Source organism: Rothia mucilaginosa (assembly GCF_049990865.1).
Lineage (GTDB): Bacteria > Actinomycetota > Actinomycetes > Actinomycetales > Micrococcaceae > Rothia > Rothia mucilaginosa_I.
Window position 1 is genome coordinate 1484109 of the sequence record NZ_CP188231.1, and the last position, 18661, is coordinate 1502769.

The window sequence follows — 18661 nt, forward strand, 5'->3', positions numbered from 1 at the left end:
TGAATGAATAGGGGGCACCTTCAACAGGGCGCTGAATCAGATAGATTTGGGCAAATCAGATTTGAGCAGGCGCAAACACCGAACCCTCTTCGCTTATCATAAGCCTTCAACACCTAGTTGAAGGAACGATTCGCCTCAAAAACCAGCACCGGGGCGGCCTGCACCTTCCCGCGCTGCTTCTTATTCTCCAACAGGGCTACCAGGGTACCGTCCGGGGCGAAGCCCGCCACAATACCCTCAACGCTGGCATGCTGCACCGCGCCGGACTCATCCGCGCTCGCGTGCACGGAACGCTTTACCACGGAACCGTCACCGCTGGGGCTAATACGGCGCCCGTAAGAAATATCGCTCGCCTCCGCAGCGGAGAGCTCACGCGCACCAAAGATGCGGCGTGCCGCCTCCTCCAGGGGAAGCAGGGGCAGATCTTCCAGCGGTGCCTCCGACTCCTCACGGCGCTGCTTCAACTGCGCCAAATCGGCGGCATCCTCAAGCACCACCGCGCCCACACGGGTACGACGAAGAGCCGTCAGGTGGCCACCGGTGCCCAGAATCTTACCCAAATCACGCGCCAGGGCACGAATGTAGGTACCCGAAGAGCACGAAACCGTCACATCACAGTCAATCACGGGAACCGAGGTTGCCGCGTGTTCGCCCTCGTTCTCGGGGTCCTCAATCACGTACTCGGCAAAACCGGCAGTCACAGAATGCACCGTGAACTCGCTAATCGTCACCGGACGCGCCGCCAACTCAACCTGCTCACCGCTACGCACACGCGCATACGAACGAACACCGTTGATCTTAATAGCGGATACCGCAGAAGGAACCTGCAGAATATCGCCGCTCAACTGCGCCACAGCCTCCAGGATGCGCGCACGCATCTGCTCAGCGTCCAAACCGGTCAGCGCCTCAACGGCGTCCGGATGCGCGGCGGTGTGCTCGCCCTCGGCGTCCTCAGTCAGCGTCTCAATGCCCAGGCGAATCGTCGCGTCATAGGTTTTATCCTGACCGACCAGGTAGGTCAGCAGCTTGGTCGCCTTATTAATGCCCAAAATCAGCACGCCGGTCGCGGCAGGATCCAGCGTACCGGCATGACCAACCCGCCGGGTGCCAGCAATACGACGCATCTGAGAGACTGCGTCGTGGCTACTCATCCCGGCGGGCTTATCAATGACCATCAGGCCGGACGGGCCCTGAGGTTGCTTCTTCGCCACTTAGGCGTCCTCACCCTCGGCAGGCTCATCCTTCTTGTACGGGTCAGCCTCACCAGCGTACTGTGCGCCCTCAGCTGCAGCAGCCAGGGCGGCGTCGCGCTCGCGAGTTTCACGCAGAAGCGCCTCAATGTGGAAGGCGTTCTCGGGAACCTCGTCAGCGACGAAAGTCAGGGTGGGGGTCAGGCGGGCAGTAATGTTCTTACCCACCTCGGAGCGCAGAATACCCTTAGCGGATTCCAGCGCCTTCTTGGTATTTTCGGCGTCCTCTTCGGAACCGAACACGGTGTAGTAGAGGGTTGCGTGCTGCAGGTCGTTGGTCACGCGGGCATCGGTAATGGTCACAAAACCGAGGCGGGGATCCTTAACACGACGCTCCAGCGCCTTCGCCACAATTACCTTGATGCGGTCGGCAAGTCGTGCCGCGCGGGCTGCATCAGCCATGTGTTTCTCCTTGAAATATCGTGGTGAAATTTCGTAGCGCCTCCGTGGGCACTCGAGGTGCTTCTTTGGAAGCGTTCCAGGTAATGCGGAAGCGCCCGCCCCGCCAGCACCCGCCCCGCCGACTCCAGTTTTAGGAGCCTGCGGGTGCGGGAACACTAGCGGGTGACGGGCGCATCAGCGTGTGAGTCTTAGACACGCGGCTTTTCGCGCATCTCCCAAGTCTCGATAATGTCGCCTTCCTTGATGTCGTTGAAGGAGCCGAGGCCAATACCACACTCGAAGCCTTCGCGAACCTCGGTAGCGTCGTCCTTGAAACGACGCAGCGACTCGATGGTGAGGTTGTCTGCCACCACGGAACCATCGCGCACCAGGCGTGCCTTGGCGTTGCGCTTGATGATGCCGTTCTTGACAATCGAACCTGCGATGTTGCCCCACTTGGAGGAGCGGAAGACCTCGCGGATCTCTGCGGAGCCGAGCTCCACTTCCTCGTACTCGGGCTTGAGCATACCCTTGACGGCCTGCTCAATTTCCTCAATCGCACGGTAGATGACCGAGTAGAACTTCATCTCGACACCTTCGCGGTCGGCAAGTTCTGCAACGCGCTCTGCCGGGCGGACGTTGAAGCCGATGATGACCGCGTTGTCCACGGTAGCCAGGTTCACGTCGTTCTGGGTAATAGCACCCACACCGCGGTGGATGACGCGCAGCTGAACCTCGTCGCCACCGGCGTCGATCTTCATCAGGGACTCTTCCAGTGCTTCCACAGCACCGGAGACGTCACCCTTAATGATCAGGTTCAGGGTGTCCATCTTGCCCTCAGCCACAGCGGCATCGAAGGACTCAAGGGTCACGCGCTTACGACGCTTAGCCAGCTGAGCGTTACGATCAGCAGCCTCACGCTTCTCAGCGATCTGACGAGCGGTACGCTCTTCCTCGGTGGCGAGGAAGGTGTCACCTGCACGAGGAACGGTGGACAGACCCAGCACCTGAACGGGGCGGGACGGGCCAGCTTCCTTCACAGCCTGACCGTTCTCATCGAACATTGCACGAACACGACCGTGAGCAACACCGGCAACGATAGCGTCACCGACGCGCAGGGTACCGGACTGAACCAGGACGGTGGAAACCGCACCGCGGCCCTTATCCAGGTTTGCTTCAATAGCAACGCCGCGTGCTTCCTTGTTCGGGTTAGCGGTCAGTTCGAGCACGTCAGCGGTCAGGGTGACAGCCTCAAGCAGCTCGTCGATGTTGGTGCCGTTGCGAGCGGAGACGTCCACGAACATGGTGTCGCCACCGTACTCTTCGGGGATTAGACCGTACTCGGTGAGCTGGCCACGAATCTTCTCCGGGGACGCGCCTTCCTTATCGATCTTGTTCACAGCAACCACGATCGGCACGTTAGCTGCCTGTGCGTGGTTCAGTGCCTCAACGGTCTGGGGCATAACGCCGTCATCCGCTGCGACCACGAGGATTGCCACGTCGGTGACCTTCGCACCGCGGGCACGCATAGCGGTGAACGCCTCGTGACCGGGGGTATCGATGAAAGTAATCGCGCGGTCTTCACCCTCAACGGTGGTGTGGACCTGGTATGCACCAATGTGCTGGGTAATGCCGCCGGCCTCACCCTCAATGACGTTGGTGTTACGGATAGCGTCCAGCAGGCGGGTCTTACCGTGGTCGACGTGACCCATGACGGTAACGACCGGGGGACGAACCTCCAGAACGTCCTCGCCCTCAGCTTCTGCTTCGGCTTCGAGGTTGATGTCGAAGGACTCGAGCAGCTCGCGCTCCTCATCCTCCGGGGAAACGATCTTGATGACGTAGCCCAGTTCTGCACCCAGCAGCTCGAAGGTCTCCTCGTCCAGGGACTGAGTCTGGGTAGCCATCTCACCCAGGTGGAAGAGAACCGTAATCAGCGATGCCGGGTTTGCGCCAATCTTCTCAGCGAAGTCCATGATGGACGCGCCGCGGCGCAGACGAATCTCGGTCGAGCCGTCGCCGCGAGGAACAACCACGCCACCGGGTGCCGGTGCGTTCAGCTGCTCCTGCTCATTGCGGCGAGCTGCCTTGGACTTGCGGCCCTTACGCTTGGAGCCACCGCGACCGAATGCACCCTGTGCATTGCCGCGACCGCCGGGGCCGGGACGACCCGGACCGCGGTTGAAGCCGCCGGAACCGCCGCCGCGACGTGCGCCGCCGCCACCGTTACCGCCGCCGTTGTTGGAACCGGACGCGCCGCCACCAACGTTGGAAACCTTGGGCATCATCGAGGGGTTCGGGCGTGCGCCGCCGCCACCAGCCGGACGGGGTGCACCGGGACGTGCGCCAGCTGCCGGACGGGGGCCACCGTTACCGCCGGGACGTGCGCCACCTGCGGGGCGGGGACCGCCGTTACCGCCGGGGCGTGCGCCGCCGTTGCCGCCGGGACGACCGTTACGTGCCGGACGGGGACCGCCGGAACGCTGGGAGTCGCCGCCGCCACGCTTCATACCCTGCTGGGACGCGAAGGGGTTGTTACCGGGGCGAGGACCGGGCTTGGGGCCGGGCTTCGGAGCGGCAGGCTTGGGCGCTGCCGGCTTCGGTGCAGCCTCGGGGCGTGCCATGCCCTGCTGGGATGCGAAGGGGTTGTTACCCGGGCGGGGGCCGCCGGGCTTGGGTGCTGCTGCCGGCTTTGCGGCGGGCTTAGCTGCTGCAGGCTTGGGAGCTGCGCTCTCAGCTGCTGCGGGCTTAGCTGCAGGCTTCGGTGCCGGCTTTGCGGCAGGCTTTGCCGCTGCGGGCTTGGGGGTTGCCGCAGGCTTAGCGGCGGGCTTTGCCGCTGCGGGCTTGGGTGCCGGCTTAGCTGCCGACTCCGCGGGTGCTGCCTTTGCGGCAGGCTTAGCGGCTGCGGCGGGGAATTCCGCGCGCAACTTCTTCAGAACCATGGGGTTCAGGGTGGACGAGGAGCTCTTAACGAACTCGCCCATATCCTTGAGCTTGGCGATAACTTCCTTGGAAGGTACGCCTACTTCTTTAGCAAACTCGTGTACTCGAGGCTGAGCCAAATTTTCTCCATTCCCGGTCCGCACCGGGAATGGTGCGGACACTAATGTTTACGGGGTGCACGCCCGAAGGCGCGCCAATTCGTGAAATTGCCGGTGGGTGAGCACGAAAGGGTACTCATTTCGCGGCACTCATTAGATATCCATCAGTTTTCTGACTCGCTTTCAGATAAGAAGTCGTCAAACTCGTTGACTTACAGAGGGCATATGCCCGAAAAGCGTCTACGAGGGGGTCGAGTCCGCAATCACGGCTCGAATCTGCTCGCAGCAGGCCTGCAGCTGGGCTGCAGGGACCGCTTTTTTGAAGGCGCGCGCCAGGCCGTTCTTTTTCTGTAGAGCGGCTACGCACTTTTCGCTCGGATGGATCCAAGCGCCTCGTCCGGGCATAGTTCCCGCCACATCGGGCTGATAGGGCGGGGTGTCCGCCTGCTCGGTAGCAGACGTGACGGGTGTGCGGGCGATGCGCAGCAGGTTGCGCTGTTCATCGCGGGCACGGCATCCGATGCAGGTGCGGACCGGTCCTTCAAACGCTTCGGAGGTTGCGGTGAGGTCGTGATCGCTCATGGTCCTCTCCCCTCTCTAGTGTGTGTAGAACCGCGTTCGCGGTACATTCGTGATGCTCTATCCGGTGTGTGCGAGGGCACGTCAAAGCGCCCGGTTACGCACCGGTACATCTTAATAGTGTATCCCGTTTTTAAGAATCATGGGCAAAACTGTGACGCAGGCGCAAGAACACCGGGCACGTTACTGCCCAATATCTTGCGCCTGCATCAACGTGATATACCACGGGATACGCCCCTCACCGGGGCTAATGCTTATTCAGCGTCCTGTGCGGACTCTTCTACTACTTCTTCAGTTGCTGCTTCTTCAGCCAGGCTACGGGCCACACGAGCTGCAACCTCTTCCTCGGCACGAACCTGAGCGTACTTGGACTCGGAGAGAATATCGATACGCCAGCCGGTCAGCTTCGCAGCCAGACGTGCGTTCTGACCCTCGCGGCCAATCGCCAGGGACAGCTGGTCGTCCGGAACCACGGCACGAGCAGAGTACTCGCGCGGGTTCGCGATAATGACCTCGGTGACCTTCGCCGGGGACAGCGCCGCAGCAATGAAGGTTGCCGGATCGGTCGAGTAGTCGACAATGTCAATCTTCTCGTCGTTCAGCTCGGCAGCAACCGCACGCACGCGAGCACCCATATCGCCAATGCACGCACCCTTAGCGTTAATGGTCGGGTTCTTCGCGGACACAGCAATCTTGGAGCGGTGGCCAGCTTCACGTGCGATGGAGTTAATGGACACCAAGCCCTCAGAGATCTCGGGAACCTCGTGCTCGAACAGGCGCAGAACCAGGTTCGGGTGCGAACGAGAAACCACAATCGAGGGACCCTTGGGGCCGCGGCGAGCCTCAACCAGGTAGGCGCGCAGGCGGGTACCGTGCGGGTACTTCTCGCCCGGAACCTGCTCGTTGCTGGGCAGAACAGCCTCAACGGTGCCCAGGTCAACCTGAACCATACGCGGGTTGTTGCCCTGCTGGATCACGCCGGACACCAGGGTGCCCTCACGGTCCTTGAACTCACCCAGAACGGATGCGTCCTCAGCGTCACGCAGACGCTGCGAGAGCACCTGACGGACGGTTGCGGCAGCGATACGGCCAAAGTTGTTCGGGGTATCGTCGAACTCGTCAATCTTCTGGTTGTCCTCATCAAGCTCAGGAGCCAGAATGACGAACTCGCCGGTGGTGCGGTCGATGACGGCACGAGAGCCCTTAATGGCGCCGGGCTGCTTCATGTACGCAATCAGCAGGGCGTTCTCAACCAGGGTGAAGAGCTCCTCCATGACGAGAGAGCGCTGCTTCGCCAATGCGCGCAGTGCGCCCAGGTCAATAGTTTTAATATCCTCCACGCTTTTCAGCCTTTCCCACTTAGCACGGCGCCGGGACGCTCAATGCGCCCCGGCTCCCGAACGGTATATACCTGGCACGGAGCACCCCGTGCCTGAAGCTTTAATAACTCTATTCTACCGGCTCAGCAGGCGAATTGAAGTCAATCTCGACGTGAGCAGAAGCAATATTTTCCCACGGAAGCAAGCTCGGCTCGTGGTAGGACTCCTTCTGACCCTTCTTCGTGTTCTTCTTACGAGCCAACACCGGACCCTCATCCTGCACCTCGTGCAGACGCGCCAGGTACTCGGTGCCGTCGGGTGCGGTGACCGCAATCAGGCGGGTACGGGCACGCTCCCAGTGGCGACGCTCGGTCAGGGCGCGGGTAGCGCCGGGCGAGGACACCTCCAGCTCGTAGGGGAAGAACTCGTCGTTTTCATCCGCACGGTCCAGGGCGCTCGAAATCGCACCGGAAATCTCCGCGAGAGAATCCAGCGACAGCGAATCGGTACGCTCAGCAGTGTAGTCCACCGTAATCTTCACGGTACGGTTCGCCGCCGGGCCCGAAATCTTCAGGCCCTCCAGCACCAGCGAGAACTCGGAGATCACCGGGGCAATCGCCTCGGCAACCTCCTCCTCACGGATCGCGCGGGTACCCACGCGCACCGGTGCCTCCACCACGGGCTCACTCTCAACACGAGCGCGGGGAGTGTTCACACCATTCGCCACGCGGGATGCGGCACGGCGAGCGCGCGCATTCGGGGCGCTCTTCTTAGAGCCAGAACGCTTCGGCTTATATGCCATAGTTCTCTTCTTTCAGTCTTCCGCCACTTGCCCCGCCCCACCTCTTAGGAGGGGGGCGGGTGGCGGCGGTTTTACGTCTTTGCGGGCTGGTGGCGTGCCTTAGGCGCCGCGCACCTCAGCGATGACCTCAGCCACCGCGTCCTCGACGGACACCTCGCGAGCCTCACCGCTACGGCGGTCCTTCAGCTCCAGCACGCCGTCCTTGAAGCCGCGACCGATCACCAGAATGGTGGGCACACCCAGCAGCTCGGCGTCGCCGAACTTCACGCCGGGGCTGGTCTTCGGGCGGTCGTCCAGCATGACCTGCAGGCCGGCGGATTCCAGGGATGCGCTGAGCTCTTCAGCGTACTCGTGGGATGCTGCGTCCTTACCGGTGATGACAATGTGCACATCCGCCGGTGCCAGGTTACGCGGCCAGATCAGGCCCTTCTCGTCGTGGTTGCCCTCGGCGATAGCGGCCAGTGCGCGGGTCACTCCCACGCCGTAGGAGCCCATGGTCACGGTCTGCAGCTTGCCGTTCTGGTCCAGGACCTTCAGGCCCAGTGCCTCAGCGTACTTGCGGCCCAGGGCGAAGATGTGGCCCATCTCGATGCCGCGGGCTGCCACCAGCTCGCCGGAGCCGTCCGGTGCCGGGTCGCCTTCGCGCACCTCGCACGCCTCGATCACGCCGTCGGCGGTGAAGTCGCGGCCGAAGACCAGGTTCGCTACGTGCTTGCCCTCTTCGTTCGCGCCGGTCACCCAGCGGGTACCGCGCACCACGCGGGGGTCAACGAAGAAGGGAATGCCGGTTGCGGAAGCCACCGCATCCTCGTCCTCGGTGTGTGCGCCGAGCAGGGGCGCATCCAGGCTCAGGCCGGGGCCAATGTAGCCCTTGACCAGCTGCGGGTATGCCTTCAGGTCCTCTTCGCTGGCTGCCTCGACCTCGACCTCGCCGCCGATGCCAAGCAGGGCGCCGATGTTGACCTCAACGCGGCCCAGGTCCACGGCACGGTCGCCGGGAACGCCCACGGCGAAGACCTTACGCTCGCCGGAGGGGGTGATGACGGTACCTACGAAGCACTTGAGGGTCTGCGAAGCCTCCAGGGTGCCGCCGGTGACCTCGGGGTGCAGTTCGTTCATGCGCTCCACCAGGGTCTCAATGGTGGCGGAGTCGGGGGTGTCCAGAACGATTGCCGCGGGGGTGTCCTCGGTGATTTCGATTTCCTCGGGAACCACGGTGGTGACGGCCTCAACGTTTGCCGCGTAGCCGCCCGCGGAACGCACGAAGGTGTCCTCACCGATGGGGGTCGGGTGCAGGAACTCTTCACTGCGGGAGCCGCCCATCGCGCCGGACTGTGCGGTCACAATGACAATCTCCAGACCCAGACGCTCGAAGATGCGCTGGTAGGCGGCGCGGTGCGCCATGTACGCCTCGTTCAGGCCCTCATCGTCAATGTTGAAGGAGTAGGAGTCCTTCATGATGAACTCGCGGCCGCGCAGCAGACCCGCGCGGGGGCGCGCCTCATCGCGGTACTTGGTCTGAATCTGGTACAGGTAAACCGGCAGGTCCTTGTAGGAGGAGTACAGGTCCTTGACCAGCAGGGTGAACATTTCCTCGTGGGTGGGTGCCAGCAGCATGTCGGCACCCTTGCGGTCCTTGAGGCGGAAGAGGTTGTCGCCGTACTCGTCCCAGCGGTTGGTTGCCTCGTAGGGTTCGCGGGGCAGCAGTGCGGGGAAGTGAACTTCCTGCGCGCCGATGGCGTCCATCTCTTCGCGGATAATGTTCTCGACCTTGCGCAGTACCTTCAGGCCCAGGGGCAGCCAGGTGTACACGCCGGGGGCTGCGCGGCGGATGTAACCGGCGCGGACCAGCAGCTTGTGGCTGGCGACCTCAGCATCTACGGGGTCCTCGCGCAGAGTGCGCACGAAGAGGTTGGAAAGGCGAAGTACCACGATTCTCCTTGAAAGGTCGATAGGTTTAGGTAGGGTGCCCGCGGCTCACCGAGTAAGCCGAGAAAAAGGCACAGTCGTCTTTAATTTTATAGCGTTTTAGGGTTCGGCGTGTTTAGCGCTCAAAAATGATGGTCGAGAACTGCCCAATCTGCTCCCAACCGGTCCCCCGGTACATGGCAAGAGCGCGGGCGTTGTAGTCGTTCACGTACAGGCTCAAGTGCGGGTATTGGCGCTGCAGAATCTGCGCGGCTGCGGCAAAGAAGGGCTTAGCCAGCCCGTAGCCGCGGTAGTCCGGGTGTAGCCACACGCCCTGCACCTGCGCGGCGTCCAGGTTCACGATGCCCGCATCCGCCTTGAAGATGACGCGCCCGTTCACGTCGGTGACAATGGCGCTGCGCTGGCCGGCAATGAGCGTGCGCAGGCGCGCCGCGTAGCCCTCACCGTAGCGGGCAATCGGGTCGAAGCCGACCTCCTCGGTGAACATGGCGGCTGCGGCGGGCAGAAGCTCCCCCAGGTCCGCGGAGGTGGCGAGGCGCGCATACCCGGCAGGCTCACCAATCAGAAGGCTCTCCCCCGGCTTGAGGGGCGCGGGCAGGTGCGCCGGCAGCTCAGGAAGCTCCGCAGTGTAGAAGCGGGTCAGGTCCTTCTCCGGCGGCAGATACAGCAGCGGCTGATTGGGGCGTTCCGACAGAACCCGTGCACGGTGATCGCAACCGTCACGCAGGCTCGGCTGCAGCATCTGCAGTAGCGGCACCGGGCTCTTGCCGCCCCGATTCTGCTCGCACAGCTGTTGCATGCGCGTCCACAGGGGCATCACGAAGGCGCTCTCACCGAACATCGAATCCAGGCGAGAACCCACCTGCAGTAGTAGCTGAGCCAGCGCGTCACGATGCGCGAGCGCCGTAGCGTCCAGGTTAGGGGCATCCGGCGCGGTGGCATCCAGTGCTTCAGCGCCGTAAGAATCCGCATCGTGTTCAACGTGTTCAACCGCGGCATGTTCAACAGCGGCACCGCACCATCGCACCGGCACCACATTCGAACCCAACAGCAGCACACAGCACAGCTGCCCGTCGCGCTCACACCCCACAAAACCCTGATAGTAGTGCAGCGGAATACGCGGGGCCCTCACCGGAAGAGGGCACGCCAAATAGTGCTCAATGGGGTACAGATTCGGGACCGGGTCACTGAACAGGACCTCCTCCAGCTCATCGCACCACCGAGCGTCCAGAGCAAAAACGTGTTCCTTCACGCGATCAGGCATAGGGGAAGAATCCATCGTCGAAACAGCAGTCGAAACAGCAGCACGTCGGGCACGATGGGCTTTACGGCGGCGAGAAAAAAGAGTGAACATGACCTGTTGAGTGATAGAGAATGAGCGACAGAATTGAGTGAAAATCCGGGGACATGCGGCCCCGAAAAGGCGCCGAATCATCCGGCAACAACCGGCAGCGGCACGCACCGAGCCTGCCACCACCATAACCGGACATCACCGGAAAAACGCGGAGGCGCCCCCACCAGGGCGCCTCCGCGCACAAAAGCTAACTAGCTCACCGAAACAGCCGGGGAACCCTCGGGAACGTACTCGCCCGAAGCCTCCATCTCAGCAGCAATACGGGTAGCCTCTTCAATCAGAGTCTCAACGATCTGATCCTCAGGCACAGTCTTAATGACCTCACCCTTCACGAAAATCTGGCCCTTACCGTTACCGGACGCCACACCCAGGTCAGCCTCACGAGCCTCACCCGGACCGTTCACCACGCAACCCATCACGGCAACACGCAGCGGAACCTTCATGTGCTCCAGGCCCTTCGTCACGTTCTCAGCAAGCTCCCACACGTTCACCTGCGCACGACCACACGACGGGCACGAAACGATATCCAGCTTGCGGGGGCGAAGGTTCAGCGACTCCAGGATCTTGGTGCCCACCTTCACCTCCTCAACCGGAGGAGCAGACAACGACACGCGAATAGTATCGCCAATACCCTGCGACAGCAGAGTACCGAACGCCACCGAGCTCTTAATAGTGCCCTGGAACGCCGGACCAGCCTCAGTCACACCCAAGTGCAGGGGCCAGTCACCGCGCTCAGCCAGCTGACGGTACGCCTCCACCATCACCACAGGGTCATTGTGCTTCACAGAAATCTTGAAATCACGGAAACCGTGCTCCTCAAAGAGCGACGCCTCCCACACAGCAGACTCAACCAGAGCCTCCGGAGTAGCCTTACCGTACTTCTCCAACAGACGCTTATCCAGCGAACCAGCATTCACACCAATACGCAGAGAAACGCCGTGGTCCGAAGCCATCTGAGCGATTTCCTTCACCTGGTCGTCGAACTTACGGATATTACCCGGGTTCACACGCACAGCACCGCAACCAGCCTGAATAGCCGCATACACGTACTTCGGCTGGAAGTGAATATCAGCAATCACCGGAATACGGGACTGCTTCGCAATAATGGGCAGAGCCTCCGCATCCTTATCAGTCGGGCACGCCACACGCACAATATCGCAACCGGCAGCGGTCAACTCAGCAATCTGCTGCAGAGTCGCACCAATGTCGTGGGTCTTAGTGGTCGTCATCGACTGCACCGAAATCGGAGATTCAGAACCAACACCGACAGAACCCACCTTAAACTGGCGGGTCTTACGACGCGGGGACAGAACCGCGGGAGCGGGCTTCGGCATACCAAGGCTGACCGACAAGGTTTTCCTCCATACATGGGTTATGAAGGACGTACGACGCATCCTTCGTTCAACTTTTTATTGTGCCACTGACGCGAAAGAAACCACTAATACGGGTACCCTTACCGCGCGTGACAACACACTAAAACAGGGTGATGGGCTTAACAATATCCGCCACAATCAGAATGATAGACATCACAATAAACGCGCCCGCCACCACATACGTCAACGGCAACAACTTCACCGGATCAAACGGACCCGGATCCTTACGCCCAGTCAAACGCGCAAAGAAACGACGCACACCCTCCCAAACAGCACCCAACACGTGGCCACCATCCAGAGGCAAAAGCGGAATCAGATTAAACGCAAAAAGCATCAAATTCATATTCGTCACCAGCGAGACCAACATCGCAGCCTTCGCCTTCACATCAATACGGTCAGTAGCCGTCACCTCACCGGCAATACGGCTCACACCAACCACAGACACCGGCGACTCGGCACTACGCTCACCACCAGTCACCAAAGTCACCGTCAACTCCCACACACGCTGCGGCAACGACAACATCGACGAACCCACACGGGAGAGCGTATCGCCCACCATCGCAGGCACCTCAGTAATAGAACCGGGCACCAACTCACTCGACGGCGAAACACCCACAAAACCGCCGCGAGTCGTCGCAATCGAGCCATCCGCAGCACGCGCATACTGGCCCTTACCATCAGAAACCGGGCGAATCATCTCAACCGGAGTCACCGACAAATCCAGACGCTGACCATTACGCTCCACCGTCAAAGTGCTCGGATGAGAACCCGCCGCACGAATCGCCGAAGACACGGCCTCCCACGAACCCGTCGACGCACCATTCACAGCAACCACGCGGTCACCCACCTGCACACCAGCAGCCTTCGCAGGCGACGGAGTGGACTTATCCGTACACCCGCCATAGCTAATCGAATCATGAGTGACATTCACGCTCGGCACGCACTCAGACACCGCCGACACCTTATTCGTCACCTGCGCCGTACCAAAACCACAAATCAGCACAGCAGTACACACCACACCAATCAGCAGGTTCATGGTCGGGCCACCCAGCATAATCACCATGCGCTTGAGCACCGGCAACTTATAGAACAGGCGGTCCTCATCGCCGGGCTTCAGGCGCTCAGCATCCGCCGCACGCGCCTCCTCAGCCAAGGACGCAAACGGGCTGGTACTGCCCGAATGGCCCTCCTCATGGTGCTCCTTCACCTCAGCAGGGCTCGGCGGGTACATGCCAATCATCGAAATGTAACCGCCCAACGGGATCGCCTTGAAACCGTACTCAGTCTCGCCGCGGCGGAAAGAAAACACGGTCTTACCGAAGCCAATCATGTACTGCGGGACGCGCACATTGAACAGCTTCGCGGGCACCAGATGCCCCACCTCGTGCAGGGCAATCGAGACGGCAATAGCGATTGCCATGAGGATAATGCCCACAGCGTACAGCAGGATTTCCACGCTTTTACTCGTTTCGGTTCGGGGATAGGAAGCTTCTAGGATACTCGCTTAGCCTGTGAAGGCGCCCTCCCCCGCTTTCTTTTGGGCTTACGGAGCATGGATGAGGAGGGGCAGTGTTCGTCCTCGTTCCTACAGGGGCACCCGCCCTCGCTGCGCTTCGGGCACCCTGATGTCACTTTCGGACGACACCGCCCCTCCACACGCACGCTAGGCTACCCGAGGTGGCGCGCCGTGTTTTCCGGAAGCGCCCTCAGGGTGTCACACGGACGCTCTCCGCAGCGAAGCAAGGAGAAAGCGGAGCGTCCGGGTGACGGGTGCCCCTGCGTAGGCGCGGAGGAAACATGCGGCGTGCCGTCCCAACCAGCGAAGCCAGGACGAACACCGCCCCTCAACACCTACTCAACGCGACTAGCCTGCCGCCAGGGTCTGCGCCGGATCAATACGCGAAGCCTTCGCCGCCGGGTACAGGCCAGCCAACACGCCAACCAGCGCGCCAGCACCCAAACCCAGCAGAATAGTGTCGGCACTAATAATCGGCGTCCAACGGTTCATCAAAGACACAATCGAGATGCCGTTAACCGCCAGCACAATACCAGCCACAGCGCCCAGGATGCCGGTCAGCAGCGCCTCCGCCGAGAACTGCAGCAGAATACCCGAAGGGCGCATACCAATAGCCAGACGCAAACCAACCTCACGGCGACGCTCCATCACCGCAACCAGGAACGTATTCATGATGCCCATCGCGCCAATCACGAGGGTAATAACGCTCATGGCTATGAGCATGGTGCGTTGCTGCTGGTCGACAGCCTCACGAAGAGTTTTCGGCTCCGGCGGAACGCTCACGCTATACAGGGCGGGACGTTCCGGCGAGAGCGCGTACGGTGCTTCCTCCGCAATCTGGTTTGCGGCACCGGCAACAGTACTCACCACAATCTGAGTGGAACGCTTACCGGTCTGCGCCGCCGCCGCGCCGCCACCGGCAGCGGGCTGCGCTTCTTCCGCATCGGCACCAGGCTTCGCTCCAAGAGGCAGATAGACCGAACCGTACGACAGAGTCAGCGAGGGGTTCTCCCGCACCACACCGATGACGGTGTACGGCTCATCGCGAATATAGACCGTAACTCCGGGGCTGTAGGGCAGCGCGAGCTGGCGCATCACGCTTTCGCTGAGCACCACAACCTTATCGTTCCGCTCCACGTGCCCCTCATCGAAGGTACGACCCCACACCAGCTCGTGACCCTGCACGCTAAAGATGCTGGGGGTTGCCGCAAGGACGGCAGCCGTTACGTTAGCGCCGCGCTCGCCAAAATTGTCTGGGCCGCGCTGAACATCGGCGGATTCATACAGCTGATCCACTAGCGCGGTACCGGTCACTCCGTTCAGCTGGCTAACACGCCGGTAGTTCTCACTTGCCGCCAGGCTCAATAGTTCAGCCCGGCTCATGGGCTCGGTTCGAGTGGAGCTTACCGTCAGGTGCTTAGCCCTAAAAATGTCGAAGCTGTCAGCTAGCTGCCCAGAAATGGTGGCGGTCAGACCAACGGTCAGCACGAGCGAGGCGATACCCAGGACCACGCCAAGCATGGTGAAGATATTGCGCCTCACCCGGTGAACGGTAGCGTCCCAGGCTTCTTTGAGGGAGGCGAGCGCCCAGGGTGCACGACCACTGCCCTGCGGCTTAGATGCTTGTTCCTCAGCAAAGCTAGGCTGATTCAGAGACGCGCGAACGGTCGTTTCTTCCTGACTCGGTGCCTTCTGCTCGATGAGCTGCCCCTCGTGCATACGTAGCACCCGGTCGCAGTGCTCCGCCACGAGCGGGTCGTGGGTAATCACAATCGTGCTTTGCTGTTCCCCTGTACATTCACGAAGCAGGTCAATCACTTCACGGGTGAGCTCTTCATCCAGCGAGCCGGTCGGCTCGTCACAGAGCAGCAAGGCGGGTTCCCCAATGAGCGCACGAGCAATAGCCACACGCTGCTTTTCACCGCCGGAGAGAGTGGTGATGGGTGCATCCGTGCGGTGGCTCAACCCCAGCAGGGCGAGAGTATCTTCAACACGTTGTGCTCGTTCCGCTTTGGGAACACCACGGTAGATGAGTGGTAGCTCAACGTTGCGGTACACGTTCTTATGTTCGATGAGGTGGAACGCCTGGAAGACGAAACCGATGCTGTTCAGGCGCGCTTCAGCTCGCTGTGCCGCGTTGAAGGTTGCGGTGTCTGTACCGTCCAGCAGGTAGCTTCCGGAGGCGGGCGTGCTGAGCAGACCGAGGATGTTCAGCAGGGTTGATTTGCCGCTACCGGACGGTCCCAGGATGGCGACGACTTCTCCGTAGCGGACTTTCAGGTCAATATTTTTGAGCACGTCAATTCGAGTGTCACCCTGCATAAAGTGCTGGGACACTCCCTGAATATCGACGCTATAGGCTGGTGGGTGCGCGTGAGCGGCGCGGGAGTCAGTCATGGCTACTCCCTACTTTTTCTCGCGCATAATTTTGACGCTGTCGCCTTCGTGCAGGTCACCGGTGACGGCGTTCTTGCCGTTGGCGTTGCTGATGACGGTAACGGTTACCTCGCGTTCTTCACGTGCCTTCGATCCGTTGGAGCTTTCGGGGCCGAGTACGATGACTCGGGTCTGTCCGTCACGGGTGTAGAGCGCCGATGAGGGCACGACCAGGTGCGCTTCGGGGGTTTCTTCGAGGGTGAGTTCCGCGTTGACGGCGCCTCGGAGGCTGTCCGCTTTATCCCCTACGTCGAGGGTGAGGATGCGTTCCCCTTCGGTGCTTCCTGCCGCACCGGCTGCGCCGTTGAGGTTGGATCCAGCCGCGCCTTCTGCGCCATTGGCCTGACGACCGGTCTGGCTGTTGCCTGCGGTACCTGCGGCTTCGGAGGTGTTCTTGTATCCGAGGGTTGCAACGTACTCAGTATCACCGAGGGAGGGCACGGTTACCTTCTGGCCGCTACGGGCTTCGGGGGTGAGCCTACCGGTGGTTCCGGTGCAGCTGAGGGTCTTGCTACCTTCTGCGATGGTGGCTACGGGACCATCTGCGATAGCGCCGGTTGCGCGGGGGTTGCCGGTGACGAGTCCGGCACGGTTGATGATGAGGAAGTAGCGGGCGGGAATGGGCTGGTCAGTCTTGACGTGCGCGTAGCCGAGGCTGTCGAGGAGGTTGTTGAGAGCCTCGTAGGTGTCTTCGGTGATGCGCGCGGGCTGCGGGCCCTGACGTCCCATGGCGGTCAGTGCCTCGTTGAGGAGTGCGGCGTCGGGGCCGCTGTCGTCGAGTTTGAGGTCGCGGTAGAGCGCGAAACCGCCGGTGAGGGTGATGAGCGGTTCACCGTTGACTTCTGCGATGAGGGTGCCGTTGCCGACGGTGTCACCGTGTTTGATGGTGATTGCGGTGTACTGCCCTTCACCGCTGTAGCGCAGCGGGGTTGAGGTGGCGTAGTTCGCGGTGCAGGTCAGGGGCACAGTGGTGCGCAGTTTCTCGCGGGTGACCGTGGCGGTGATGGTTGAGGGGTCCGGGGGTGCCGCTTCTGCGTCTTTTTGGGCGGTAGTTTTGATGTTTTGGGCGCTGATGAGCGTACCAACGGTGATGATGAGGAGCAGGGCAATAATGCCGTAGAGCCAGAGGGTTTTCTTCTGGCGGGTGGGGGTGGCGCTCATGGTGTCCCTTCTTTGGGTGCGCGTGTGGGAACGCTATTGTCTGTACCGTTTGGGCTTAGGGGCGGCGATGCCGTGTGGGGTTAGTTTGTGCCCGGCACGGGGATACGTGCCGGGCACAATACGCTGTGACGAGGTGTAGCCGTTGCAGCTACTCTGTAAGCCTGTTCTGGTTAGTCCGGTCTGATTAGCCCGCAGGATTAGCTCAGAATCTTTCGGGCATTCTCTTCAGCAGTTTTCTTGATTGTGGTCACCTGCTCGATGAGACCCTGCTCCTTTTCGAGGAAGGAACTCAGGTAAGCGATAGCCATCTTTCGCTGTTCTGCATCTAGCCCGGTTGCTTCGCGGCAGGTCGCATCGTTGATCGCCAGCTCGTGGGTGTCCTGGTTGTTCTGGCGGTACTGTAGGCGAGCCATATCCGGAGACGTGTAGTCGCCTCCAAAGTGTTCTTTCATGCACTGTGCCCACTTCTCGGTGGCAGGCCCAAGGTCTTTGGTAATCGCGTCGTTGTTAAGATAGTGAACGGCAGTAATGTAGACCTTTCGTATGGTCGCGCGGGATTCCTCTGAACCGAAGACTGCGCGGGTGGCTTCTTGCCGGCAACCGCCCTTTCCTTCGGTACCGTCAAGAGCCTGCTTTTCAGCGTCGCTCATAGTCCGGCTCTGCTCTTCCAGCTCAGCAGTCGCCAAGGATGAGCGCTCTTTGTATCCGCGAGCACGGGCATCAGCGACGGTGAGAGGTTCGAAACCAGTGGTCTGTAGCAGCGGGGGTTCAGTTTCTCCTGCAGGAACCTTGTAGTTCGGGAATCCTCGTTCAGCCATGCACTGGCTCAGGGAACGCTGGTAGGCACGAACAACGTTGTCAGAAAGTGAGGCGAGGTTCTCTACTTTTTCGATAGCTTGACTATCGGGGCTCTTGGAGGCGCTATACGCCTTCTCAGCGTTAGCGGACGCCGAGGAGTCGGCACTGGGCTGCCCGGATGCGCAGGAGCTAAGCAGCAGGGTTAGCGGGAGTAGAGCCCCGGCTAGGGTTCGTAGGGTGTTCTGTCGACGCATAGGTGGGCACTTCCTCGTGAAATATAGCTGCATCTTTGTCCACTCGTTCACAGGGCTCACCATTGTTTGCCCTTGAGAGAAGATGATTTGAACACTAGCCTACTATGCGCCGGGGGGGGGGAGGCAAGAGGGGGCGGTATTCGTCCCCTCGCCTTATGCAGTGTCTGGGAGGGGCTGGCTGGGGACGATACGAGGGGCGGTGTTCGTCCTCGTTCCTACAGGGGCACCCGCCCTCGCTTCGCTTCGGGCACCCTGATGTCACTTTCGGACGACACCGCCCCTCCACACGCACGCTAGGCTACCGGCGGTGGCGCGCCGTGTTTTCCGGAAGCGCCCTCAGGGTGTCACACGGACGCTCTCCGCAGCGAAGCAAGGAGAAAGCGGAGCGTCCGGGTGACGGGTGCCCCTGCGTAGGCGCGGAGGAAACATGCGGCGTGCCTCCCCAACCAGCGGGGCGAGGACGAACAC

The 18661-nt window shown here is 61.2% G+C and carries 13 protein-coding genes; all 13 read right to left on the bottom strand.

The features are described 5' to 3' along the window. Positions 1–113: 113 nt before the first annotated feature. The gene (truB, locus tag ACP3RB_RS05785; RefSeq protein WP_426698776.1) at positions 114–1211 is read right to left on the bottom strand and encodes a tRNA pseudouridine(55) synthase TruB; all 1098 of its coding nucleotides are present in this window, start codon (positions 1209–1211) and stop codon (positions 114–116) included. Continuing rightward, positions 1212–1652: a 30S ribosome-binding factor RbfA gene (gene rbfA / locus ACP3RB_RS05790; RefSeq protein WP_279754375.1), complete on the bottom strand. Its 441-nt coding sequence runs from the start codon at positions 1650–1652 to the stop codon at positions 1212–1214. Between the two features lie 188 nt (positions 1653–1840). Further along, a complete protein-coding gene (gene infB, locus ACP3RB_RS05795; protein WP_426698777.1) occupies positions 1841–4693 on the bottom strand; it encodes a translation initiation factor IF-2 in 2853 nt (950 codons plus the stop codon). 219 nt (positions 4694–4912) lie between these two features. Continuing rightward, positions 4913–5254, bottom strand: a complete 342-nt coding sequence (locus ACP3RB_RS05800; protein ID WP_049360583.1) for a YlxR family protein — start codon at positions 5252–5254, stop codon at positions 4913–4915. A 251-nt stretch (positions 5255–5505) separates the two neighbouring features. Further along, the gene (nusA, locus tag ACP3RB_RS05805; RefSeq protein WP_426698778.1) at positions 5506–6591 is read right to left on the bottom strand and encodes a transcription termination factor NusA; all 1086 of its coding nucleotides are present in this window, start codon (positions 6589–6591) and stop codon (positions 5506–5508) included. 109 nt (positions 6592–6700) lie between these two features. Further along, a complete protein-coding gene (rimP, locus tag ACP3RB_RS05810; RefSeq protein ID WP_315294399.1) occupies positions 6701–7372 on the bottom strand; it encodes a ribosome maturation factor RimP in 672 nt (223 codons plus the stop codon). A gap of 99 nt (positions 7373–7471) precedes the next feature. Beyond that, positions 7472–9304 carry a proline--tRNA ligase gene (locus ACP3RB_RS05815; protein ID WP_426698779.1) on the bottom strand — a complete coding sequence of 611 codons (1833 nt, stop codon included), beginning with the start codon at positions 9302–9304 and terminating at the stop codon, positions 7472–7474. A gap of 112 nt (positions 9305–9416) precedes the next feature. Continuing rightward, on the bottom strand, positions 9417–10565 hold the full coding sequence (locus ACP3RB_RS05820) for a GNAT family N-acetyltransferase (RefSeq protein ID WP_426698780.1): 1149 nt from the start codon (positions 10563–10565) through the stop codon (positions 9417–9419). Positions 10566–10846: 281 nt separating this feature from the next. Next, entirely contained in the window at positions 10847–11989 is a 1143-nt protein-coding gene (gene ispG / locus ACP3RB_RS05825) for a flavodoxin-dependent (E)-4-hydroxy-3-methylbut-2-enyl-diphosphate synthase (protein WP_044142245.1), read from the bottom strand. 139 nt (positions 11990–12128) lie between these two features. Continuing rightward, positions 12129–13484 (bottom strand): M50 family metallopeptidase, encoded by a 1356-nt coding sequence (locus ACP3RB_RS05830; protein ID WP_426698781.1) that lies wholly within the window; start codon positions 13482–13484, stop codon positions 12129–12131. 408 nt (positions 13485–13892) lie between these two features. Continuing rightward, the gene (locus ACP3RB_RS05835; RefSeq protein WP_426698782.1) at positions 13893–15941 is read right to left on the bottom strand and encodes an ATP-binding cassette domain-containing protein; all 2049 of its coding nucleotides are present in this window, start codon (positions 15939–15941) and stop codon (positions 13893–13895) included. Between the two features lie 9 nt (positions 15942–15950). Further along, positions 15951–17141 carry a secretion protein HlyD gene (locus ACP3RB_RS05840; RefSeq protein WP_426698783.1) on the bottom strand — a complete coding sequence of 397 codons (1191 nt, stop codon included), beginning with the start codon at positions 17139–17141 and terminating at the stop codon, positions 15951–15953. 197 nt (positions 17142–17338) lie between these two features. Then, entirely contained in the window at positions 17339–18193 is an 855-nt protein-coding gene (locus ACP3RB_RS05845; protein ID WP_426698784.1) for a chromosome partitioning protein ParA, read from the bottom strand. Positions 18194–18661: the final 468 nt, after the last annotated feature.